Annotated in this window: 20 protein-coding genes; 9 read left to right on the top strand and 11 right to left on the bottom strand. The window is 74.0% G+C overall.

The window, feature by feature from the left end; all coding sequences use genetic code 11:
* Nucleotides 1-303: 303 nt before the first annotated feature.
* Nucleotides 304-696 carry an ankyrin repeat domain-containing protein gene (locus tag AB0L74_RS12515; protein WP_365649440.1) on the bottom strand — a complete coding sequence of 131 codons (393 nt, stop codon included), beginning with the start codon at nt 694-696 and terminating at the stop codon, nt 304-306.
* A gap of 309 nt (nt 697-1,005) precedes the next feature.
* Here AB0L74_RS12515 and AB0L74_RS12510 point away from each other — a divergent pair, with 309 nt between their 5' ends.
* Both AB0L74_RS12510 and AB0L74_RS12505 read left to right on the top strand, forming a co-directional pair.
* Nucleotides 1,006-1,200: a hypothetical protein gene (locus tag AB0L74_RS12510; protein ID WP_029382988.1), complete on the top strand. Its 195-nt coding sequence runs from the start codon at nt 1,006-1,008 to the stop codon at nt 1,198-1,200.
* 64 nt (nt 1,201-1,264) lie between these two features.
* Nucleotides 1,265-3,247 carry a hypothetical protein gene (locus AB0L74_RS12505; RefSeq protein ID WP_365649437.1) on the top strand — a complete coding sequence of 661 codons (1,983 nt, stop codon included), beginning with the start codon at nt 1,265-1,267 and terminating at the stop codon, nt 3,245-3,247.
* 90 nt (nt 3,248-3,337) lie between these two features.
* Here AB0L74_RS12505 and AB0L74_RS12500 read toward each other — a convergent pair whose 3' ends face one another.
* Nucleotides 3,338-4,837: a PLP-dependent aminotransferase family protein gene (locus AB0L74_RS12500; protein WP_365649434.1), complete on the bottom strand. Its 1,500-nt coding sequence runs from the start codon at nt 4,835-4,837 to the stop codon at nt 3,338-3,340.
* 101 nt (nt 4,838-4,938) lie between these two features.
* Here AB0L74_RS12500 and AB0L74_RS12495 point away from each other — a divergent pair, with 101 nt between their 5' ends.
* From AB0L74_RS12495 to AB0L74_RS12480, 4 genes are all read left to right on the top strand, one after another.
* Nucleotides 4,939-5,592, top strand: a complete 654-nt coding sequence (locus AB0L74_RS12495; protein ID WP_365649431.1) for a hypothetical protein — start codon at nt 4,939-4,941, stop codon at nt 5,590-5,592.
* Nucleotides 5,589-6,365 carry a glycerophosphodiester phosphodiesterase gene (locus AB0L74_RS12490; protein WP_365649429.1) on the top strand — a complete coding sequence of 259 codons (777 nt, stop codon included), beginning with the start codon at nt 5,589-5,591 and terminating at the stop codon, nt 6,363-6,365. The genes AB0L74_RS12495 and AB0L74_RS12490 overlap by 4 nt, the downstream gene beginning before the upstream one ends.
* A 55-nt stretch (nt 6,366-6,420) precedes the next feature.
* A complete protein-coding gene (locus AB0L74_RS12485; protein WP_365649426.1) occupies nt 6,421-7,767 on the top strand; it encodes an MFS transporter in 1,347 nt (448 codons plus the stop codon).
* Nucleotides 7,768-8,045: 278 nt separating this feature from the next.
* Nucleotides 8,046-8,420, top strand: coding sequence for an RNA polymerase-binding protein RbpA (locus AB0L74_RS12480; protein WP_003977404.1), 375 nt, complete (start codon nt 8,046-8,048; stop codon nt 8,418-8,420).
* 223 nt (nt 8,421-8,643) lie between these two features.
* Here the strand turns inward: AB0L74_RS12480 and fxsA are convergent, their stop codons facing one another.
* From fxsA to AB0L74_RS12460, 4 genes are all read right to left on the bottom strand, one after another.
* The gene (gene fxsA, locus AB0L74_RS12475; RefSeq protein ID WP_365649423.1) at nt 8,644-9,216 is read right to left on the bottom strand and encodes an FxsA family membrane protein; all 573 of its coding nucleotides are present in this window, start codon (nt 9,214-9,216) and stop codon (nt 8,644-8,646) included.
* Between the two features lie 193 nt (nt 9,217-9,409).
* Nucleotides 9,410-10,210: a polyprenol monophosphomannose synthase gene (locus AB0L74_RS12470; RefSeq protein WP_365649421.1), complete on the bottom strand. Its 801-nt coding sequence runs from the start codon at nt 10,208-10,210 to the stop codon at nt 9,410-9,412.
* Nucleotides 10,211-10,759: 549 nt separating this feature from the next.
* A complete protein-coding gene (locus AB0L74_RS12465) occupies nt 10,760-12,364 on the bottom strand; it encodes an amidohydrolase (protein ID WP_365649418.1) in 1,605 nt (534 codons plus the stop codon).
* Nucleotides 12,365-12,476: 112 nt separating this feature from the next.
* Nucleotides 12,477-12,917, bottom strand: coding sequence for an Lrp/AsnC family transcriptional regulator (locus AB0L74_RS12460; protein WP_029382997.1), 441 nt, complete (start codon nt 12,915-12,917; stop codon nt 12,477-12,479).
* A 269-nt stretch (nt 12,918-13,186) separates the two neighbouring features.
* Between AB0L74_RS12460 and AB0L74_RS12455 the strand changes: the two genes are divergently transcribed.
* Nucleotides 13,187-13,624, top strand: a complete 438-nt coding sequence (locus AB0L74_RS12455; RefSeq protein ID WP_365649415.1) for a hypothetical protein — start codon at nt 13,187-13,189, stop codon at nt 13,622-13,624.
* A 429-nt stretch (nt 13,625-14,053) separates the two neighbouring features.
* Here the strand turns inward: AB0L74_RS12455 and AB0L74_RS12450 are convergent, their stop codons facing one another.
* From AB0L74_RS12450 to AB0L74_RS12440, 3 genes are all read right to left on the bottom strand, one after another.
* The gene (locus AB0L74_RS12450; protein WP_365649412.1) at nt 14,054-15,226 is read right to left on the bottom strand and encodes an acyl-CoA dehydrogenase family protein; all 1,173 of its coding nucleotides are present in this window, start codon (nt 15,224-15,226) and stop codon (nt 14,054-14,056) included.
* 352 nt (nt 15,227-15,578) lie between these two features.
* Entirely contained in the window at nt 15,579-15,719 is a 141-nt protein-coding gene (locus AB0L74_RS12445; RefSeq protein WP_365649409.1) for an SCO1431 family membrane protein, read from the bottom strand.
* Between the two features lie 186 nt (nt 15,720-15,905).
* Nucleotides 15,906-17,270: a peptidase C39 family protein gene (locus tag AB0L74_RS12440; RefSeq protein WP_365649406.1), complete on the bottom strand. Its 1,365-nt coding sequence runs from the start codon at nt 17,268-17,270 to the stop codon at nt 15,906-15,908.
* A gap of 179 nt (nt 17,271-17,449) precedes the next feature.
* Here AB0L74_RS12440 and AB0L74_RS12435 point away from each other — a divergent pair, with 179 nt between their 5' ends.
* Together AB0L74_RS12435 and AB0L74_RS12430 are read left to right on the top strand one after the other, a co-directional pair.
* A complete protein-coding gene (locus tag AB0L74_RS12435) occupies nt 17,450-18,118 on the top strand; it encodes a hypothetical protein (protein WP_365649404.1) in 669 nt (222 codons plus the stop codon).
* Nucleotides 18,119-18,550: 432 nt separating this feature from the next.
* Entirely contained in the window at nt 18,551-20,419 is a 1,869-nt protein-coding gene (locus AB0L74_RS12430; protein ID WP_365649401.1) for an AAA family ATPase, read from the top strand.
* Nucleotides 20,420-20,446: 27 nt separating this feature from the next.
* Here the strand turns inward: AB0L74_RS12430 and AB0L74_RS12425 are convergent, their stop codons facing one another.
* Nucleotides 20,447-21,529 (bottom strand): hemolysin family protein, encoded by a 1,083-nt coding sequence (locus AB0L74_RS12425; protein WP_365649398.1) that lies wholly within the window; start codon nt 21,527-21,529, stop codon nt 20,447-20,449.
* A complete protein-coding gene (locus AB0L74_RS12420) occupies nt 21,526-22,863 on the bottom strand; it encodes a hemolysin family protein (RefSeq protein WP_365649395.1) in 1,338 nt (445 codons plus the stop codon). The genes AB0L74_RS12425 and AB0L74_RS12420 overlap by 4 nt, the downstream gene beginning before the upstream one ends.
* Nucleotides 22,864-23,066: the final 203 nt, after the last annotated feature.

Below are 23,066 nucleotides of genomic sequence, written 5' to 3'. Positions count from 1 at the left end.
GTCGGGGCGCCCGCCGTTTCCTGCTTGCTGTAGACCATCTTCCTCTGCCTCTCGTCGGTGGCCCATGCGGACCGCATCACGGCCCGCGCGGTGCGGCAACACCTGCCCAGCCAGCACGTCCGTGAATCACGTCGCCATGATGACCCGGCGGTCACATCTGCCGCGACCGAAATTTCGGCGGCCCTTTACCGCCTCCCCCGTTGTCGATGTCTTCGCTGGTCGAAGGCCGGGATCAGTCCCGGAGCACTGCGCGCGCCACTGCCGGCGCCCCTGCGCGCGTCGCCGTCGGCGCCCCCGCGCGCGTCACTGCGCGCCGAACAGCTCCAGCACCTCCGCCCGGTTGAACATCCGGGCCGTGTCGATGGCCGAAGGGGTGCCCGCCGAGGGGTCCGCGCCGCCCTCCAGGAGGGCCTTGACCACGGCGGTCTCCCCCTTGAAGACCGCGCCGGCGAGCGGGGTCTGCCCCCGGTCGTTGATCCGGTCGGCCTCGGCCCCGCGGGCCAGCAGGGCGCGCACCGCCTCGGCGTGGCCGTGGTAGGCGGCGAGCATGACGAGGGAGTCGCCGCGGTCGTTGGTGAGGTTGGCCGGGACGCCGGCGTCCACGTAGGCCACGAGTTCCTCGGTCCGTCCCTGCCGGGCCAGATCGAAGATCTTGGTCGCCAGCTCCACGACCTCGGGGTCGGGGGCTTCACTCATCGGCCGGACCGCCTCTCACTGCAAACGTACGAACGTTGGGGACTGGGTGCGTACGGCGGCGAGCGGCGCAGCCGTACGAGTGAATCGCCAGCGTACTGGCTCGCGTCGCACACCACCCGACACGGCGGAGGTAAAGATCACCGCAGAACCGGCCGGACGCAAGCGCGCTGCTCGGCCGACACGGCAACCACTCCGCCAAACAGGGCAAATAAGACGAATTTCGCCCATTTGCACCTTTAATCGTATAGATACATCCTGTGAGCCTGGAAGTACTCATGGTGACTGTCCCCGCGAACCAGGAGAACTCACATGATCCTCTCCATCTCAGGCGTGGTCCTGCTCGGCATCGTCGTGTTCATCTTCTTCCGCAAGGACGGGCTCAAGCCGTCCCACGCGATCATCTCGATGCTGTTCGGCTTCTACCTCGCGAGCACGGCCATCGCCCCGAGCATCAAGGCGGGCGGCGAGAGCCTGGCCGGCCTCCTCGGCGGTATCAAGTTCTGACCGCCCCCGCCCCGACCCCCACCCCCGTACGCATCCCGCCCGTACGCACCCCCAGGAGGCAGGAGTGGCCCGGCGCCCTCTCCCCCGCATTCTGAGCAACGGCGGCGCACAGCTCGCCCGGAGCCGGGAGCTGGCCCGGACGGCGGCCGACAGCGCCACCGACGTCCTCCAGCCGCTGATCACGATCGCCCGCGGTCTGCGCCGGCTGGCCGCGGCCGCCGGGCGCAGGTGGACCGGCACCCCCAAGGACCGGCGCGGCGCGCTGCTGTTCCTGGTGGCCTCGGCCTTCCTGGTCATGGCGCTCGTGCCGTACGGGCCGCTGCTCGCCGTCGTCGTTGTGATGGCGGCGGCGGCCTGGCAGGGCCGGGACCGCACCCCGCCGCCGCCCGCAGGGCCGGACGCGTCCCAGAGCCTGCGCCTGAAGTCCCTGTACGAGGCGCTGGTGCCGTACTTCGCGCTCGCCGAGGACCCCGATCCGCTGTACGCCCACGGCGGCACCTGGGAGAAGGCCTTCCCGGCGTACGAGTTCGACGACGGGGGCCGCTTCGCGCACCTGGTGATCCGCTACCCGGCGCACTTCACGGACGGGGAGGCGGAGTCCCGGGCCCGCATCGAGCACCTGCTCGCGGCGAAGGCGGGACGGGGCCGTGAGTACCACTTCGCGTGGGACGAGGAGGCCAACCACCTCACGGTCACCGTCCTGGCGCCGCTGCCCACCGGCATCACCGCCCAGCGCTTCGTCACGGCACCCGGGGAGACCGTCCTCGGCTTCACCGACCCCACCGCCGTGCAGCGCACGCTCCCCGTGACCGACGGCGAGGAACAGCGCGATGTGCCGCCGGTCGTCTGGCGCACGGGCATCCGCTCCACCGAGCCGCACCTGCTGGTCCTCGGCCAGCCGGGCAGCGGCACGTCGACCCTGCTGCGCTCGGTCGCCTTGCAGGCCCTCCAGCACGGCGACCTCCTGATCGTCGACGGCGGCGGTACGGGTGAATACGCCTGCCTGCTCGGCCGGGACGGTGTGCTGGCCGTCGAGTGCGGTCTCACGGGGGCGCTGACCAGCCTGGAGTGGGCCGCCCACGAGACGGAGCGCCGGCTGGTCGCCGTCAACCGGGCCCGGCAGGCGGGCCATCCGCCGCCGGACGACACCAGACGGCCGCTGTGGATCCTGCTGGACCGCCCGAGCGCCTTCACCCACCTGGCCGCCACCGGCGACCGCCGGGATCCGCAGAGCCTCCTCCAGGTACCCCTGCGGCACGGCCGCGCGGCGAACGTGACCGTGGTCGTCGCCGACCAGCTGGACTGCCTGGACCTCCTGAGCGACGCCGTACGCCAGCACACGCGCGCGCGTGTGGTCCTGGGCCCCGCCTCGGCGGATCAGCTGCGGGCCGTCCTCGGCGCTCCCCCGCGGACCACACCCGTCGAACAGGTCCCGCCCGGCCGCGGCTACGCCCGCCTCGGCACGGGCCCGGTGCACCGCGTCCAGGTACCGGCGACGCCCGACCCCCACGACGACGCCACCTGCGACGCCCACCGCCAGGCCGTCCTGGCCCTGCTGCCGCCGCGCACCGAACCGGCGGACGGGGAGAAGGTCCCGGACCCGGCGGAGCCGGCGGAACCGGAGCGGACCACGCCGGCCTCGCCGGTCCTCACCGACCCGGACACCGCCTCCGCCCCGGCGGATCCGGCCCTCACCGACCCGGACGCCACCCCCGCCCGACCCGTCCCGGCCCTCACCAAGCCGGACACCACTCCCGCCGAGCCGGTCCGGACCCACACCGACCCGGACACCGCCCTCGCCCCACCCGTCCCCGCACTCACCAAGCCTGATCCCGGCCCCGGCCCCGCCCCCGCCGAAGCCCTCCCGGCCCTCAGGGAGACGGAGACCGCGCGCGCCGAACCCGTCCCGGCCCTCGCCGGCCCCCACACGGCACCGGTGAGGACGGCCCCCGCCCTCACCGCCCCGGACGCCCCCGCCCAGGCCGCCCCGGCCCTCCCGGACCCGGAGAGCGCCGCCGAACCCGTTCCGACACTCACCAGGCCCTGAGACACGGGCGCCCCCGGGCACCCGGCGGCTTCGGTCACGGCGACGCCCCCCGCGCGGCCGTGACGGCGGCACCGCGCGGGGGCCCGGCCCTCAGGCCACGAAGGTGCGCGGTGCCTCCACCCCCGCGGTCCCCCCGCTCTCCACCACCCGCGCCGCCGCGGCCAGGCGGGTCGCCGCCTCCTCCGCGACCGCGCCGCCGACGGTGAACGGCAGCCGGACGTACCCCTCGAAGGCGCCGTCCACCCCGAACCTCGGCCCGGACGGCACCCGCACGCCCACCCGCTCCCCCGCCTCGGCCAGCCGCGAACCCGACAGGCCACCGGTCCGCACCCACAGGGTGAGACCGCCCTGCGGCACCTCGAACTCCCAGCCGGGCAGCTCCCCGCGTACCGCCGCCACCAGCGCGTCCCGGTTCTCCCGCGCCTGCCGGCGGCGCACCGAGACCGCCTCTTCCCAGCCGCCGGTGCTGAACAGCCAGTTCACCGCCAGCTGCTCCAGCACCGGCGTGCCCAGGTCGGCGTAGGCGCGGGCGGCGACCAGGCTGCGGATCACGTCCGGGGCCGCGCGGACCCAGCCGATGCGCATGCCCGCCCAGAACGCCTTGCTCGCCGACCCCACCGTGATCACGGTCGAACCGGCCGGATCGAACGCGCACACGGGCCGCGGCATCCGGACCTCCTCGTCCAGCCACAGCTCGCTCATCGTCTCGTCGGCCACCAGGACGGTCCCCGCCGAGCGGGCCGCGTCCACCAGCCGCCGCCGCTGGTCCTCGTCGGCGAGCGCGCCGGTCGGGTTGTGGAAGTCGGCGACGACGTAGGCGATCCGGGGCGCGGCCTCGCGCAGCACCTGGCGCCAGCGGTCCAGGTCCCAGCCGGTGAGCCCCTCGGCCATCGCCACCGGCACCAGCCGCGCCCCCGCCTCCCGCATCAGCTGGAGGATGTTGGCGTACGACGGCGACTCCACGGCGATGCGCTCGCCCCGGCCGCCGAACAGATGGCAGATGGCGTCGATCGCGCCCATGGCGCCGGTGGTGACCATGATCTGCTCGGGCATGGTCGGGATCCCGCGCGCGGTGTAGCGCTCGGCGATCATCGCGCGCAGCGCGGGCAGCCCGGCGGGATAGTCGCCATGGGTGTGCGCGTAGGGCGGCAGTTCCTCCAGGGCGCCCCGCACGGCGCGGGTGAGCCACGGCTCGGGGGCGGGAAGCGCGGCGCAGCCGAGGTCGATCATCGAGCCGAGGGCCTCGGGCGGCAGCGGCTCCAGGCCGCGCGCGGGCAGCGGGTTGCCGGCCGGTACGGCGGTCCAGCTCCCGGCGCCGCGCCGGGACTCCAGGAAGCCCTCGGCGCGCAGCGCCTCATAGGCGGCGGCGACCGTGGTGCGGCTGACGGACAGGGCGAGGGCCAGCTCCCGTTCGGCGGGCAGGCGGGCGGCCACCGGCACCCGCCCTTCGAGGACCAGCAGCCGGATGCCGTCGGCGAGCGCGCGGTAGGCGGGCGGGCGGCGGGTGCCGGGGCCGGCCGGCCGGTCCTGCTGGGAGCCGAGCAGCCGCGCGAGCTGCGCCGCCCCGACGGCTGAAGTCCACTGCGCCATGGAAATCAGTCCACCTTCCGCGAATTGGCCATGGATGACGTGTGACGCCAAGCCACAGGGTGTCATGCATCAGGCCACTACCACCACACGGGGGGCACGTCTTGTCCAGGCGAGGGCATCTCACACGACGACTGGTCCAGCTCTACGGAGGTCTCGCGCTGTACGGCGCGAGTTCCGCGCTGCTGGTGCGGTCGGGGCTCGGGCTGGAGCCGTGGAACGTGCTTCACCAGGGGCTGGCGGAGCGGACCGGTCTGTCGATGGGTCTGGTGCTGACCGTGGTCGGCGCGGCGGTGCTGCTGCTGTGGATCCCGCTGCGCCAGCGGCCGGGCCTCGGCACGGTCTCCAACGTCCTGGTGATCGGCGCCGCGATGGACGCGACGCTGGCCGTGGTGCCCGACGCCCACGGCCTGCCGCCGCGGATCGCGTTCACGGTGGCGGGGATCGTCCTGAACGGCGCGGCGACCGGGCTGTACATCGCGGCCCGGTTCGGTCCGGGCCCGCGCGACGGTCTCATGACGGGGCTGCACCTGCGCACCGGCCTGTCGGTGCGCCTGGTGCGGACGGCCATCGAGATCACGGTCGTGGCGACGGGGTTCGTCCTCGGCGGCACGGTGGGGGTCGGCACCCTGCTCTACGCGGTGTCGATCGGCCCGCTCGCCCAGGTGTTCCTCCGGGCGTTCGCCGTCCCCTCGTCACCGGGCGGCAGCACGGTGGTTGCCACCGGCCGGCCCCGCGGGGCGATACTGCGTCGGTGACCACCCCGATACGCCCGGCGCGCCACCCCTATCTCGACCATCCCGGCCCGATCGCGTTCGCCCACCGGGGCGGGGCGGCGGACGGTCTGGAGAACACGGTGCGCCAGTTCGGGCGCGCGGTGGAGGCGGGCTACCGGTACCTCGAGACCGACGTGCACGCCACCTCGGACGGCAGGCTCGTCGCCTTCCACGACGCGACGCTGGACCGGGTGACGGACGGCGCGGGCCGGATCGCCGACCTGCCCTGGGCGCGGGTGCGGCACGCGCGCGTGGCGGGCGAGGAGCCCGTGCCCCTGTTCGAGGAACTGCTGGAGACCTTCCCCGAGGCGCGCTGGAACGTCGACGTCAAGGCGGAGCCGGCGCTGCTTCCCTTCCTGGAGCTGGTCGAGCGCGCGAACGCCTGGGACCGGATCTGCCTCGGCTCGTTCTCCGAGGCCCGCGTGGTCCGCGCCCAGCGGCTGGCCGGGCCCCGGCTGGCCACCTCCTACGGCACCCGCGGCGTGCTGAACCTGCGGCTGCGCTCCTGGGGCGTGCCGGCCGCGCCGCGCCGCTCGGCGGTGGCCGCCCAGGTGCCCGAATACCAGTCGGGGATCCGGATCGTGGACCGCCCCTTCCTGCGCACCGCCCACGCGCGCGGACTCCAGGTGCACGTGTGGACGGTGAATGACGCCGACCGCATGCACCGCCTTCTGGATCTCGGCGTGGATGGCATCATGACCGATCACATCGGCACACTGCGCAAGGTCATGGAGGACCGCGGCGTCTGGGTCTGAGACCCCGGCCGGGTCCCTGGGGGCGGCGCGCGTTCACGGGGAAGCGAGGGCACGGGTGGGCACCGACACCGTGCGGACGGAGCCGGCCGGCGAGGCGGCGGGGCGGCGGCGCGAGCAGCGCGGCTGGTACTTCTACGACTGGGCGTGCTCCGTCTACTCGACGAGCGTGCTCACCGTCTTCCTGGGCCCTTATCTGACCTCGGTCGCCGAGTCGGCCGCGGACCCGGAGGGTTTCGTGCACCCGCTGGGCGTCCCGGTGCGCGCCGGGGCGTTCTTCGCCTACTCCGTCTCCCTGTCGGTGGTCGTGGCCGTGCTGGTGATGCCCCTGGCGGGGGCGGCGGCCGACCGCACCGGCCGGAAGAAGCCCCTGCTGGGCGCCGCCGCCTACACCGGGGCCGCGGCGACGACGGGCATGTTCTTCCTCGACGGCGACCGCTATCTGCTCGGCGGGGCGCTGCTCGTGATCGCCAACGCCGCGCAGTCCGTGGCGATGATGCTCTGCAATTCCTATCTGCCGCAGATCGCCGCTCCCGAGGAGCGCGACGCCGTCTCCTCCCGCGGCTGGGCCTTCGGGTACGCGGCCGGAGCCGTGGTCCTGGTGGCCAACCTGGTCCTCTACACCGCCCACGACTCCTTCGGCCTGAGCGAGAGCGCGGCGGTCCGCGTCTGCCTGGCGTCGGCGGGCCTGTGGTGGGGCGCGTTCGCGCTCGTGCCGCTGCGGCGGCTGCGCGACCGCCCCGGCGCCGCGCCCCGGGCGGCGCTCCCCGGCCGGCGGCAGCTCGCGGCGACCCTGCGCGACATGCGCCGCCACCCGCTGACCCTCGCCTTCCTGCTGGCGTACCTGATCTACAACGACGGCATCCAGACGGTGATCTCCCAGGCGTCCGTCTACGGCTCCGAGGAGCTGGGGCTCGGGCAGTCCACCCTCATCGTCGCCGTGCTGCTGGTGCAGGTGCTGGCGGTGGCGGGGGCGCTGGCGCTGGGCCGGCTGGCCCGGAGGTACGGCGCGAAGCGCACGATCCTCGGCTCCCTGGTCGCCTGGACGCTCACGCTGGTGGCCGGATACTTCCTGCCGGCGGGCGCGCCGGGGTGGTTCTTCGTCCTGGCCGCCGGGATCGGACTGGTCCTCGGCGGCAGCCAGGCGCTGTCCCGCTCCCTGTTCTCGCACCTCGTCCCGCCCGGCAAGGAGGCGGAGTACTTCGCGGCGTACGAGATGAGCGACCGGGGCATGAGCTGGCTGGGCCCGCTGCTGTTCGGGCTCACCTACCAGCTGACCGGGAGCTACCGGGACGCGATCATCTCGCTGGTGGCGTTCTTCGTCATCGGTTTCCTGCTGCTCGCCCGCGTCCCGGTCCGGCGGGCGATCCGTGACGCGGGCAATCCGGCACCCGAAAGGATTTAGCACTGGAGGCGAAAGGGCTGTAGTGTACGCGTTTGGCCTGCCAGGCGGACCGTTACTGCGCGTCAAAGGTGTCGAAACGCAGGGTGACATCTCCTAGCAGAGGTGACAAACCGGACGTCGGTGGGTACTGCACTGGTTGACAAGGCTGCGGCTACGACGGCGACGCAGGGCCCGGAACGGGACTCGGGACGGGAATCTTTACCGCCGACCGGACGTTGACCGGATGACGACGACAGCGACACCTGTCCTGTGGGCGACAAGCCCGGGAGGCACGATTCATGAGTGAGCGAGCTCTTCGCGGCACGCGCCTCGTGGTGACCAGCTACGAGACGGACCGCGGCATCGACCTGGCCCCGCGCCAGGCCGTGGAGTACGCATGCGAGAAGGGGCATCGATTCGAGATGCCCTTCTCGGTGGAGGCGGAGATCCCGCCGGAGTGGGAGTGCAAGGTCTGCGGGGCGCAGGCACTCCTGGTGGACGGCGACGGTCCGGAGGAGAAGAAGGCCAAGCCCGCGCGTACGCACTGGGACATGCTGATGGAGCGGCGGACCCGTGAGGAACTCGAAGAGGTCCTCGAGGAGCGGCTGGCCGTTCTGCGCTCCGGCGCGATGAACATCGCCGTTCATCCGCGGGACAGCCGCAAGTCCGCGTAGGCCCCGCGGGGCCGGGCGAGGTCTTCAGCGCGCGCGAGACCGCGGGCGCCGTACGTGGGAACCGCACGTACGGCGCCCGCGGTTTTGCCATGCCCGCGCACACGCCGCCTCCGGCCCGCCCGGGCCCCGGCGTCCGCGCCCGGGGCCGGATCCGGGCGGTGGTGACCGCCCGTACCGCCCCCGGTTCGCGGCCCTCCTGGGCGGCGCGGGTCCGGTGGCCGCGTCAGCGGTTCAGCGGCGGGTACTGCTCGCGCGGCGCGGTGCCCGGTTCGTCCCGGACGACCTCGCCCGGCACGACCTTGCCGTCCGGGCGGTGCGTGCGGGCCTGGCGGAAGGCGTCGCCCAGGGTGCCGGAGCCGGCCTCGCGGAGCTTGCGTTCGACGGTGCGCTCCGCGGTGCGGCTCACGGCCTTCTGGACCGGCGGCAGCAGCAGGAGCAGTCCCGCCGCGTCCGAGACCAGCCCGGGGATCATCAGCAGCAGGCCGCCGAGCATCATCAGGCCGTTGCCCTCGCTGTTGGGGCGGGCGGCCGGGGGCGTCGCGCCGGGCTGCTGCTGGAGTGTCTCGGTGAGGTTCCGGAACGCCCGGCGCCCGGCCCGCTTGATGACCACGGAGCCGAGGACGAAGCCCGCGACCAGCAGCAGGAGGACCACGAACCCGCTCGACGCGCCCGCGACCACCGACAGCAGCCAGACCTCCAGCACGAGCCAGGCCGCGAGGCCCAGCGGCAGGAACGTGCGCAGCCGGGAGCGCCGGGGCCGGGCGGGGTACCTGGGAGTCTGAGCGCCAGTCGTCATGCCTCCAGTGTGCCCGGACCCGGCTCAGCACGGGATAAGGGGCACCCGGGTCCCGGGTCCCGGCCCCGGACGACGGCAGCGGACGACGGCCCCCTGCCGGCACCCGCGGAAGGACAGCCCCCGACGGCGGGCCCTGGCGGACGGGCCCGGGGAGAGGACGCCGTCCGCGGCGCCCGGGTACGGTCCGGCGTCCCTACGGCTGCCCCGGCCGGCCGCGCTTGACGACCTTGTCGACCCTCTCCCCCACGCCCCACGCGGTGACCCGCCACAGGGCCTCCACGAGGATGTCGCGGCTCATCTTCGAGTCGCCGTGCTCCCGCTCGACGAAGGTGATGGGCACCTCGACGACGTGATAGCCGGCCTTGACGGCGCGGCGGGCCAGGTCGACCTGGAAGCAGTAGCCCTGGGAGGCGACGTCGTCCAGGCCGAGGCCCTCCAGGGTCTCGCGGCGGAAGGCGCGGTAGCCGCCGGTGATGTCGCGCAGCGGCAGGTCGAGCGCCAGACGTGAGTAGAGGCTGCCGCCACGCGAGATGAACTCACGCGACTTGGGCCAGTTCACCACCCGGCCGCCGGGCACCCAGCGCGAGCCGAGCACCAGGTCGGCGCCCTTGAGGGCGGTCAGCAGGCGGGGCAGTTCCTCGGGCCGGTGGGAGCCGTCGGCGTCCATCTCGACGAGTACGCCGTAGCCCTGCTCCAGCCCCCAGCGGAAGCCCGCGAGGTAGGCGGCGCCGAGCCCCTCCTTGCCCTGCCGGTGCAGGACGTGGACGCGGTCGTCCTCGGCGGCGAGTTCGTCGGCCAGCTTTCCGGTGCCGTCGGGGCTGTTGTCGTCGGCCACGAGCACATGCGCCTCGGGAACGGCCTCGCGCACCCGGCCGACGATCGCCTTGATGTTCTCCGCCTCGTTGTAGGTCGGAATGATCACCAAGGCGGTGCCGAGCGGGCCGAACCGTCTGTCCTGGCCCTCTGCCGCGCGGGTCCCGTCGCCGTCGTTCACTGCTGCCCCTTCATCTTCATACGCAGAGGACCACCATAGTGGGCACGGCCTGCGATGACGCGACAGCACGTTCGTATGGTGGTGTCGTTTCAGCAAGAGCTGGGTAGGACTGCCCTTTTCGGTATGCGTCCGGCGGGCGTCTTCGGCGGCGGATGGGGGCCCGGCGCCCTTCGGGCCGACCTGGGACCCGCTGGCTGCGGATCGACCCAAAGCCGTTGTCTACTGAGCGCCCGGGCCCCACCCGGGTCACACCTCCCGACCGCCGGAACGTTCCCTGGTCGCGGCACGGGCGCTGAGCCTGGCTCCCAGTGGCGGTGCCCCGGTGCGGCACACCGTCCCTGACCCAGCGGCGCCGCGACGCTTGCGCGGAGGGTTCCCCGGTCGGGCGTCCGGTGGTGGACTCGGCCGAACCTACCGGCCCCCCGCCGCAACCTGTCAACACCCGCGCTGACCTGCGCATTGTCCCGTAACGCGCAGGTCAGCGCGGTGGCCGCGCAGGTCGCGCGACACAGCGGTGGCGGAAGATCGTCGCCCCGTCGGCCGTGGGGATCACTCGCCCGGCCGTACGAAGACCGTCCGTCCGCCCACCACGGTGCGCAGGCATACGGGCAGGTCCCGCCCCGGGGACAGATCGGGCAGGCCGGGGGTGCCGGAACGGGGGTCGGTGGACCAGCGCGCGACGCGGTCGTCGGGGGCCTGTACGACCAGCTCACCGGTGCGCCACACCGCGTAGTCCGCGGGAGCGCCCGGCACCAGGACGCCCGCGTCGTCACGGCCGATCGCCCGCCAGCCGCCCCGCGTGTGCGCCGTGAACGCGGCGCGCACGGAGACGCGGTGCGCCGGCGTGCGGTGGAAGGCGGCGGCCCGGACGGTACCCCACGGGTCGAGGGGCGTGACGGGGCTGTCGGAGCCGAAGGCGAGCGGGACTCCGGCGCGCAGCAGGGCGGCGAAGGGGTTGAGCGTGCGGGCCCGGCCGGCGCCCAGGCGGCGGGCGTACATACCGTCCTCGCCGCCCCACAGCGCGTCGAAAGCGGGCTGGACGGAGGCGGTCAGGCCCAGTTCGGCGAAGGCCGCGATGGTTTCGGGGGTGAGCATCTCGGCGTGCTCGACGCGGTGGCGGGCGGCGCGGATCCGGGTGAGGCCCAGCTTCTCCGCGGCGGCGCGCACGCCCTCGACGACGGTGGTCACGGCGGCGTCGCCGATGGCGTGGAACCCCGCCTGGAGGCCCGCCTCGGTGCAGGCCACCACGTGGGCGGCGACAGCGTCGGCGTCCAGATAGGCGGTTCCGGCGTGCGCGGCGTCGGCGTACGGGTGGTGCAGGCAGGCGGTGTGGGAGCCGAGGGCTCCGTCGACGAAGAGGTCGCCGGCCGCGCCGATCGCGCCCAGCTCCCGCGCCTTGTCCACGTCCTGTTCCGCCCAGTAGCCGACCACGCGCGGGCCCGCCTCCCCGGCCGCGAGGCGCAGGAGGCCGGCCAGGTCGTCCTCGGAGGAGATCTCCGGGCCGCCGCACTCGTGCACGGTGCCGATGCCGAGCGAGGCGGCGTGCGCGAGGGCCGCGCGCTGCGCCTCGGTGCGCTGGGCGGGGGTGATCGCGGCGAACGCGGCGGCGCGTACGGCGTGGTGGGCGTCGCCGGTGAGCGGGGCGTCCGTGCGCCCGCCGGCGCCCGGGACCAGGTCGAGCAGGGCCGTCGTGGCGACCGCCGAGTGCACGTCGATGCGGCTGAGATAGAGGGGACGGCCGCCGGTGGCCGCGTCGAGCTCGGCGCGGGCCGGGGGACGGCCCTCGGGCCAGCGGGAGGCGTCCCAGCCGTGGCCGAGCAGGACGCGGTCACCGGGGCGGGCGGCGGCGAAGTCGCGGACGAGGGCGAGGGCCTCCCGGAGGGAGGCGGCGCCGGACAGGTCGAGGCCGGTGAGGGCGAGGCCCGTGGACGTGGTGTGCACATGCGCGTCGGTGAAGGCCGGGGTGACCAGGGCGCCGTCCAGGTCGACGACCTCGTCGACGCCGTCCGCGAAGGCGTCCGCGGCGCCCTCGGAACCGACCCAGGCGACCTGTCCGCGCTCGACGACCATCGCCGTCGCGAAGGGGTCGGCCGGACTGTGCACCTCCCCGCGGCGCAGCAGGACGGTCTGGGGCGGGACGCTGGACTCACTCATGGACACCAGTCTCGCGCCTCGCCCGTCCCGCCCCGCACGCAGGTGGGGGCAAGACCCCGCCCGTGTCCGCCGGGCACGCGCCGGGAACGCGTCGGTACGGCCCCGCCCGGCGTCAGATCCGCGGCGGGCGCGCCTCGTACGGGGTCGACAGCACCACCGTGGTCCGGGTGGACACCCCCGCCAGCGAGCGCACGCGGGCCAGCAGTTCCTCCAGCTCGTGCGGGGTGGCCACGCGGACCTTGAGGATGTAGTTCTCGTCGCCGGCCACGCTGTGGCACGCCTCGATCTCGGGGACGCCGGCCAGGCGGTCCGCGATGTCGTCGGGGGCGCTGGGATCGAACGGTTTCACCGAGATGAACGCGGTCAGCGGCAGCCCGACGGCCTCGGGGTCGACGACCGCGGCGTAGCCGCGGATGACGCCGCGCTGCTCCAGGCGGCGCACCCTCTGGTGCACGGCGGACGTGGACAGGCCCGTGGCCTTGCCCAGGTCTGTGTAACTCATCCGCCCGTCCTTGACGAGCAGCTGCACGATCTGTCGGTCCAGCTCCTCCATGGCGCAGAACCTACAGGGCTCCCGAACCCCTCGGATACCCGAGCGTCGCAGGTCATGCCCGGTTTGTCAGGAGGCGGGGAGACGGTCGCGCGGCGGCCGGGGGACAAACCGGCCCCCGCGGAGGCACCTGCGAGCGGCATGTGACCAACGCCACATCGCTCGAACGGGCTCCGTGATGTTCTCGTGATTACTCCGGAGAGGGGACGGGAAGTGCTTGGTGTGGTCGAGGCCGCAGCGCCGTCACGGCCCAGCCCGAGGGGGAGAATCCCATGCAGAGTCTTAAGCGTCCCGGTCGTACCGCACCCACGCGACACCAGCCGGCCGTCGAGCCCGAGCCGGAGGGCGTCGATCCCGACGCCTTCGACGACGAGGAGCTCGACGCGTACGACACGTTCGAGATGTACCGGGTGATCTGCCCGGAGTGCGCCCAGCCCATCGCCCTGCTGGCGGACGAGGAAGTACTGCCGGAGCACGCCCTGTGCGCCTCGCCGTGGAACCCGTTCGGACTCACGGTCTGCGCCGGCACCGGCCGCCGGGCCGACGAGGCCCGCCCCGCGGACGAGTCCTTCCAGCCGCAGGAGCAGGACACCTCCCTGCTGCTGACGCTCCCCCAGGGACTCGACTGGCGGACGCAGCCCTTCTCCCACGTCGGCGGCCCGGGCTCCCGCCCGATGCGCGTGCCGGTGATGCGGCGACAGGCCGCCTGAGCGTCCGGTTGTCCGGGCGACGCCGCCCGCCTTTCCGTGCGACGGCCCACGCCATGGCGCACCACGCCGCGGCTCGGGCCGTTCGCCGTCCGTGCCCGCGCCCGGTCTCCGTTGACGGTACGTCACCTTCCCGCGCGGGTGGGGGGCGTTTGCGGCGGACACCCTCCCGCGAACGTACGCTCGATCGCACGGGCCGGTGACCTGTCCAGGCTTCTCCGCGTTGCCCGGATATGACCCCCACGTACTCGGTGACCGGGCGTCAGCGCCGCCTCTTCGTCCCGGCCCCCGCGGAATCGGTACCGCCGATTCCGGACCCGCCGATCTACCGTGAGCTGATGCGGACCTGGGCCGACCGCGGCCGCACCCTGCCCGGACGCCACGACCCGGAGTGGGTCCGGCTCGCGGCGCCCCCGCGCGGGCCCGGCGACCTCAGTGTGTCTCGGGCCCCGCGAGGTGACGGGCGATGACCATCCGCTGGATCTGGTTCGTCCCCTCGACGATTTGCAGGACCTTGGCCTCGCGCATGTACCGCTCGGCCGGGAAGTCCGCCGTATAGCCGTAGCCGCCGAGGATCTGGACGGCGTCGGTGGTGACCCGCATCGCCGCGTCGGTGCAGTGCAGCTTCGCCATGGCCGCCTGCTTGGCGAACGGCCGGCCGGCGTCGCGCAGCCGCGCAGCCGCCAGGTACAGCGCGCGCCCGGCCTCGATCCGGGTCGCCATGTCGGCGAGCATGAAGCGCAGTCCCTGGAAGTCGGCGATCGGCCTGCCGAACTGCCGCCGCTCGGTCGCGTACGCCACGGCCTCGTCCAGCGCCGCCTGGGCCAGCCCGATCGCGCAGGCCGCGATGCCGAGCCGCCCGGAGTCGAGCGCGGACAGGGCGATCGCGAAGCCCTGTCCCTCCTCGCCGATGCGCCGCGCGTCGGACACCCGCACCCCGTCCAGGTGGATCTGCGCGGTGGGCGAGCCCTTCAGGCCCATCTTCTTCTCCGGCGCCGCGGCGCTCAGCCCCGCGGCGTCCGCGGGGACCAGGAAGGCGGTGATCCCGCGCGGGCCCTCCTGCCCGGTCCGCGCCATGACGGTGTAGAAGTCGGCGATGCCGCCGTGGGTGATCCACGCCTTGGTGCCGGTGATCACCCAGTCGTCGCCGTCCCGCACCGCCCTGGTGCGCAGCGACGCGGCGTCGGAGCCGGAGGACGGCTCGGACAGGCAGTAGGCGCCGATGAGGCCGCCGCCGAGCATCGCGGGCAGGTGCTCGGCCCGCTGCTCCTTGCCGCCGTGGGCGGCGAGCGCGTAGCAGGCCAGGGTGTGCACGCTGACGCCGAGACCGACGGTGAGGCGGGCCGCGGCGAGCTCTTCGAGGACCTGGAGGTAGACCTCGTAGGGCTGGTCGCCGCCGCCGTACCCGGCGTCGTAGGGCAGGCCGAGCAGGCCGGAGTCCGAGAGAAGGGCGAAGAGGTCGCGGGGGAAGCGCCCGGCGTCCTCCTCCTCGGCCGCCTTCGGCACGATCTCGCGCTGTGCGATGTCGCGGACGAGCGAGATCAGGTCCCGTGCCTCGTCCGTGGGCAGTTGTCGGTCCACCGGCTGCGGGGCGCGATCGGGCATGGCGACGCTCTCCTCCCTGTCGGGCACAACGGCGGACGCGCGCCTTGGGTGGAGGCGGCTCCGCCGGGTCGTACTGAGGGCCTGGCCGACGCTCGTTCCGGGTCGCGGAAGCTGCTGACCAGCGGCTGTGCGCTGTGAGTATGCCCGATCCGAGGCACCGCGTCACCAGTTAACGACCGCTTACCTCAAGAAAGGCTCGAACCCCTCCCGAGCGGGGTCCCGGCCCCGGCCCGGGGCTCGTCATCGCGGCGGCCCTCCGCGCACCACGGGTCCGGGCGTGCGCGGGGCGGGTGCCGCGCCGGGAGGCGAAGCGGCGGCGGGCCGCGGGGAGGCGCGCCGAAGGGGCGGGGCGTCAGAGCAGGCCGAGCTGGGTCACCAGCATCGCGGTCACGACGACGAGGACCCAGCCCATGAGGTGCTCGAAGGTCTTGGGGCCGTCGTCTGAGGGGCCGCCGGTACGGACGCGGGCGGCGGTGGCGGTGTGTGCGGTCATGGCTTCTCGCTGGTCTCGTGCGTGCTGTGGACATCCCTCGCCGGCGTTTCCCCGCCGGAGAGCCCCCGCCGCCGGCCCCCCGCCGACCTGTCCACCTTGCCACCGAAAGCAGCCGTTGCGGCCGAGATGTCGGTCACAGGGAGAGGCCCCCGGCGCGCCCGCACCGGGGGCCTCTCCCCCGCCGGATCAGCGCACGCCCACCGCCGCGAGCGCCCTGCGCTGGCGCGGGCTCGGACGCGCCGGGAAGAACAGGTAGCAGACGCCGCCGGTGCCGGAGACGACCCTGCCGGCGGCGTTGTACCGCTTGGTCCGCAGCCAGATGTTCTCCCATTCCCGCCGCTGGTAGACGCGCCGCACCTGCTCGTTGGACGGGGAGGCGGGGTCGTTGGCGATCACGTCCCCGTCGGGGGTGAAGCCGATCACCGTCATCAGGTGCCCGGCCGTGCCGTACCCGGCGCCGGTCAGCTCCTCTTTGAGGAAGGACTGCGAGGTGATGGCCGGGATGCCCGCGGCGATGAGGATCTCCAGGTCGGTGAGGGAGCCGAGGCGGGTGACCACGCCCTGGAGGCCGTCGAAGGTGGCCGCGTAGGCCGCGTTGAACGGCCAGTTCCCGCAGCCGGCGTACTGGTAGTCGTAGGTGTGGCGGGCCGCGTGGCACACCTGCGGGTCGGCGTACGAGGGGTCGACCCACGCCAGCTGCTCCTCGGTGAGCCGGCCGCCCCAGTACTCGATGATCATCTGCGAGGAGGTGGGGCTGCACCACGCCTCGCCGCCGTTGTCGTACTCGGGATACTGGCCCTTGTGGATCTCCTGCGAGTAGCGCGGGACGGCCAGCTCCCGGGCGAGGCCGGGGGTGGAGGCGGGGACGGTGAAGCGGTCGGGGACGTCGGAGCCCATGACGCCGGCGCGCCACACCGTGGGGCTCGCCCGCGTGCCGGGGCGGCGGTACAGGGTCAGCCGCAGCCGGCAGTGGGCCAGGCGCAGTCCGGTGGCGGGGTCGTCGAGAGCGAGCGTGTCCGTCCAGACGCTGCTCCTGCCGTCGCCCTGGCCGTCGACCGAGGTGCGCCGGATGTCCTGGTCGCCGGCCGCCCAGCGGCCCATCACGTACCAGGGCGTCTCGGTGCCGTCGGAGTACGCGCCCCCCAGCTCGGCCTGGATCCAGGTGCCGTCCGGCGTACGGGCGTTCCAGGAGACGACGGCCTCCGTCGAGGGCACGGCGAACCGGTGGACGGGTGAGGTCCAGGTGGCGTACTCCCAGGCGGCGGTCCGGCCGGTGTGCGGGTCGGTGTAGTCGGCGATGCCGGCCGGGGCGCCGAGCACGATGCCGGGGCGGGCGCCCGCGACGGCGCGGGTGCCTTGGGCGGTTCCGGCCCGCCAGTCGCGGTACGTACTCCAGCCCCGGTAGTCGACGGGGCGGGCCGGGGCCCGGTCGAGTCCGGCGGCGGCGGTCACGGTGTCCGCGGCGGCGGCCGGTACGGTGCCGCCGGCCGCGGCGGCGGCCACCGCGGCGGCCAGGACGGTTCTGCGGGACGGCTGTTCGGCTCTGCTCATGGGCGGAAGACCCCCAGGTGTCCGAGTCGGGGCAGGTCCGTTGCACGGTCGTGCGCCAACTATGGCCGCAGGCGGTCGCTCCTGCCAGCACCCGGGCCCTGCCGCGCCCCCGGTGACCGGTACCGGTCACCGGCCGGGCCCGCGGGCGGTGCGGACCCGGCGGCACGGTGGCCGTTAGAGTGCACGGCGACCGATGTCCGCCTCTCCCGTACCGCCGAGGACCAGCCATTCACGACCTCGCCTCCCGGATCCGCCGTCTTCCCGCCTCCTGCGGCCCGGTCCGCCTGATCGGCGTCGACGGGCACGCCGGTTCCGGGAAGTCGACCTTCGCCGGGCGGCTGGCGCGGGCGCTCGGCGGCGCGCCGGTGCTCCGCCTGGACGACATCGCCACCCACGAGGAGCTCTTCGGCTGGGCCGGACGGCTGCTGGACCAGGTGGTCGGCCCCCTCGGCCGGGGGGAGACGGCGCGCTACTCCCCCTACGACTGGCGGGCCCGCCGCTTCGGCCCGCCGCGCGAGCTGCCGCCCGCCCCGGTGGTGCTGGTCGAGGGCGTCGGCGCGGGCCGCCGGGCAGTGCGCCCGCATCTGGCCCTGCTGCTGTGGATGGACCTGCCGCGCGAGGAGGCATGGGAGCGGGGGCGGGCCCGGGACGGGGAGGAGCAGCGGGAGTTCTGGGAGGGGTGGGTCCGCGCGGAGCGCCGTCATTTCGCCGACGACCCCTCGCGGCCGTTCGCCGATCTCCTGGTGCGGCAGTGGCGTGAGGGTTATGAGGTGCTTCTGGGACCGGGGAGAACCGCTGGGACAGACCAGTTCTTCACCGAGGGTGACGGACCGCTCGGAGTGTGGTGAACTCGTGAAGATCGGTCTCGGCCAACTTGCCGGAGTGGGTCCGACCGCGCTTGACCGAGGAGCCGTACAGGACTTACGTTCTCAATGTGCGGCCATTCGAACGCCGCCCAGAGACGCGAAGCCCCCGGTTGTTCCCCCGTGACCGGGGGCTTCGTCCTGTCCTCGCCCCGTGCGCGGGCGCCGCGCGGCATCGTGCGCTCACCCTCCGTCATCACAGGGCGTGCGCCCCCTGTGCTCCGCCGCGCCGAGAGGCGATCCGCGGCGCCCTTCGGAGGCGACACGGCCGCGGGTACGATGCCCTCGGTGCGACCTGCGGACGGCCGCTTCGCGCACCTTGCAACTCCGGTCCGCGGCAGAGCGGTTCGACCTGGGCCGCCGGCGGGCGACGGGCCCGGCGGCATAGCGACGGGGGCACGGTTTGTGGGGGACGTGATGGACTTCGGCACGCAGGGCCCCAAGGCCCCGGCCGACCTCGCCTGGCTGCGAGGCGTGGACGCCTACACCATGGGTGCCTATCCGCAGGCGGAGGAGGAGTTCCGGGCCGCCGTCCGGATGGACCCCGGGATGGCCGACGCCTGGCTGGGCCTGCACGCGCTGCGCGTGGACACCACGACCGCGCTGCTGCGCATGTTCCGCCACCGCGACCGGTTCGGCGAGCAGCGCGCCCGGCACCGCCGCGCCCTCAACTCCTGGTACTGGCTGGGCTGGTGGGTGCAGCCGGTGCTGGAGAGCCCGCGCGACCTGCTGCTCGCGCACGCCTCCCACTGGCTGGACGGCCGCCACGTCCCGGAGCTGGACCGGGCGCTGGCCGGGCTGCCGCCGGTGGACACCGACCGCCAGGTCCGCTTCCTGCACGCCTGCCGCGCCTATCTCGTCAAGGACTGGGAGCAGCTCGTCCGGCACACCGACCCGCTGCTCGACGACCCCCTGCTCGGCATCGAGGCCGGCCTGTTCGGCGGCATGGCCCGGGTCCGTCTGGAGATGTACGGGCAGGCCGAGCCGCTGCTGTCGGCGGCCCTGATGCGGTGCCGCAGCGAGCAGCCGCAGCGCAAGGAGCTGCGCTACTGGCTGGCGCGCGCCCACGAGGGCACGGGCCGCAGCGCCGCCGCCCTCCCGCTGTACCGGGCGGTGCACAGTGTCGATCCGGCCTTCATGGACACCTCGGCCCGGCTCGCCGCCATCGCGGAGGGCGACGGATACGACGAGACGGCCGACGACACCGATCTCGCGGCGATCACCCTGACCGGCAGCGGGCAGGACGGCGCGGACGGCCCCGACGGGCTGGACCCGCTCTTCGGCACCGAGGAACGCGACCTGAAACTCTCCGCTCCGCAGCCGCCGGCCGCTCCCCTGTCGTCGGTGCCCGGCCCGTCGGTCCGCGCCAGGAGCGCCCCGGAGCCGTCCCTGCCCGCCGGGCCCACCGATCCGGCGTTACTGGAGGAAGCGCTCGCCGAGCTGGAGCGCATGGTGGGCCTGGAGCCGGTGAAACGGCAGGTCAAGGCGCTGTCGGCGCAGCTGAACATGGCCCGGCTGCGGGCCGGGCAGGGCCTGCCGGTCCAGCCGCCCAAGCGGCACTTCGTCTTCTCCGGGCCCTCCGGCACCGGCAAGACCACGGTCGCCCGCATCCTCGGGCGGGTGTTCTACGCCCTCGGCCTGCTCGGCGGTGACCATCTCGTGGAGGCGCAGCGCGCCGATCTGGTGGGCGAATACCTGGGGCAGACGGCGGTGAAGGCCAACGAGCTGATCGACTCCGCGCTCGGCGGCGTCCTCTTCGTCGACGAGGCGTACTCCCTGTCGAACTCCGGTTACGGCAAGGGTGACGCCTATGGCGACGAGGCGTTGCAGGTGCTGCTGAAGCGGGCGGAGGACAACCGCGACCACCTGGTGGTGATCCTGGCCGGCTACCCGGAGGGCATGGACCGCCTGCTGACCGCCAATCCGGGGCTGTCCTCCCGGTTCACCACCCGCGTCGACTTCCCGTCGTACCGGCCGGGGGAGCTGACGGAGATCGGCAAGGTGCTCGCCGCCGAGAACGGCGACCGGTGGGACGACGAGGCGCTCGACGAGCTGCGCTCGATCGCCGGGCATGTCGTCGAGCAGGGGTGGATCGACGAGCTGGGAAACGGGCGGTTCCTGCGCACGCTGTACGAGAAGAGCTGCGCGTACCGGGACCTGCGGCTGTCGGTCTGTCCGGGCGCGCTGACGCGGGACGACCTGGCGACGCTGCGGCTGCCGGACCTGATGCAGGCGTACGGCGAGGTGCTGTCGGGGCGGGGGCCGCAGGATCCGCCGGCGGTGTGACGGATCCCGCGGCCGGGTTGCCCGGGTTCAGTGGGTCAGCGCCCCTTCCGGGCTGCCGGTGCGGGGCTCGGTCACCGTCATCTCGCCCGCCTCGCGGTGGGCCGGGTCCCGTACCTCGCCCACGAGCAGCTCCAGGACGTCCTCCAGCGCCACCAGGCCGAGCACCTTGCCGGACGCGTCGGCCACCTGCGCCAGATGTGTCGCGGCCCGGCGCATGACGGTGAGCGCGTCGTCGAGCGGCAGCTCGGACCGCAGGGTCGTCATGGGCCGCCACAGGCGCTGCGGCACGGCCCGCTCGGAGTCCTCCAGGTCCAGCACGTCCTTGACGTGCAGGTAGCCCATGAAGGCGCCGTGGCCGGCGGTGACGGGGAAGCGGGAGTACCCGGTGCGGGCGGTGAGCTCGACGATCTCGCCGGGGGTGACCGACGGGGGGACGGTCACCAGCGACTCGCGCCGCAGCAGGACGTCCGTCACCGGGCGGGAGCCCAGCTCGAGTGCGTCCTCCAGGCGTTCGGCCTCCTCCGGGTCGAGGAGTCCGGCCTGGCCGGCGTCCTCCACCAGCCGGTTGAGCTGCTCGCTGGTGAAGACCGCCTCGACCTCGTCCTTGGGCTCGACGCGGAACAGCCGCAGGATGCCCCCGGCGCAGGCGCCGAGGGCGACCGTGACCGGCCGGCACAGCCGGGCGAACGCGACCAGACCGGGGCTGAGCCACAGCGCGGCCTTCTCCGGGGCGGCCATCGCCAGGTTCTTCGGGACCATCTCGCCGATGACCAGGTGGCAGAAGACCACCACCGCGAGCGCGATGACGTAGCCGAGCGGGTGGATCATCCCGTGCGGCAGGTGGATCCAGGCGAAGGCCGGCTCCAGCAGGTGGGCGACGGTCGGCTCGGCGACCGCGCCGAGGGTCAGCGAGCAGACGGTGATGCCGAACTGGGCGGCGGCCATCATCTGCGGCAGCCGCTCCAGTCCGTACAGGACCTGCCGGGCACGGGCGGTGCCGAGCGGCTCGATCTGGCTGCGGCGGACGGAGACGAGCGCGAACTCGGCCCCGACGAAGAACCCGTTGGCGAGCACCAGCAGCGCGGCGAAGAGTAGTTGCAGGACGCTCACCGGGCGGCCTCCCGCAGCGGCGCGGAGGCCGTGCGCACCAGCCGGACCCGTTCGGCCCGGTAGTGGCCGACCTGGCGGACCGACAGCCGCCAGCCGGGCAGTTCGGCCAGGTCGCCGACGGCCGGGATGCGGCCGAGGAGGTCGGCGACGAGTCCGGCGACGGTCTCGTAGGGGCCCTCGGGCGCGTCGAGCCCGATACGGGCGAGGGCGTCGACGCGGCAGCCGCCGTCCGCGTCCCAGGCCGGGCGGCCGTCCTCCGGCGGGGCGGGGGCCAGTTCCGGTGCCTCGCCGAGTACGTCGTCGTGCTCGTCGCGGACCTCGCCGACGATCTCCTCGACGATGTCCTCCAGGGTGACGACTCCGGCCGTGCCGCCGTACTCGTCGACGACGACGGCGATGGGCTGCTCGCTGCGCAGCCGGGCCAGCAGGGGCCGCACCGGCAGGGTCTCGGGCACCAGCAGCGCCGGGCGGGCGATGCGGCCCACGGGGGTGCGCAGCCGTTCGTGCGCCGGGACCGCGAGGGCGTCCTTGAGGTGGACCATGCCGGCGATTTCGTCGATCTTGTCCCGGTAGACGGGGAAGCGCGACAGCCCGGTGGCGCGGGTCAGGTTGACCACGTCCTGGGCGGTCGCCGACGCCTGGAGGGCGCTGACCTTCACGCGCGGGGTCATGACGTGCTGCGCGGTCAGGTCGCCCAGGGACAGGGTGCGCACGAAGAGGTCGGCGGTGTCCTGTTCCAGGGCGCCGGCGCGGGCGGAGTGCCGGGCCAGGGAGACCAGCTCGCCCGGGGTGCGGGCGGAGGCCAGTTCCTCGGCCGGCTCGACGCCGAGCGCGCGGACGAGACGGTTGGCGACGGCGTTGAGCCCGGCGATCACCGGGCGGAACAGGCGGGCGAAGCCGTGTTGCGGGCCGGCGACGAAACGCGCGACCTGCAAGGGCCGGGACACGGCCCAGTTCTTGGGCACCAGTTCGCCGATCACCATCTGCACGGCCGAGGCCAGCAGCATGCCGATGATCACCGACACGCCGGGCACGGCGCCGCCCGGGAGGCCGGCCGCGGTGAGCGGGCCGCGCAGCAGATCGGCCAGCGCCGGTTCGGCGAGCATGCCGACGACGAGGGAGGTGAGGGTGATGCCGAGCTGGGTCCCGGAGAGCTGGAACGACAGTTCCCTGAGGGACTCCACGACCCGGCCGGCCCGCCGGTCGCCCTCGGCGGCGGCCTTCTCGGCCTCGGGGCGCTCGACGGTCACCAGGCCGAACTCGGCCGCCACGAAGAATCCGTTGGCGAGAATCAGCAGGAACGCGGCTGCCAGGAGCAGCAGGGGGGTGGTCATGAGGCCGCCGCCTCCGCGTCGGCGCGGACCTCGTGGGTCCGGTGCGCGCTATGTCGGCAGGGGGCGGCGCAGGTACTGCAGGACGATCCGTCCATCGCCGGAGGGGGTCACTCCTCGGGTAGCAGGAACCCCTGTGCACCGGGCGGTGCGACAGGGGCGGAGCCGCGGCGATCGCGGCTCCGCAACCAGGTTAATCAAGACCG

Origin of the sequence: Streptomyces sp. NPDC052020 (assembly GCF_040680575.1) — a bacterium.
Taxonomy (GTDB): domain Bacteria; phylum Actinomycetota; class Actinomycetes; order Streptomycetales; family Streptomycetaceae; genus Streptomyces.
The sequence above is the reverse complement of the archived record's forward strand: the minus strand, read 5'-3'. Positions and strand labels throughout refer to the sequence as shown.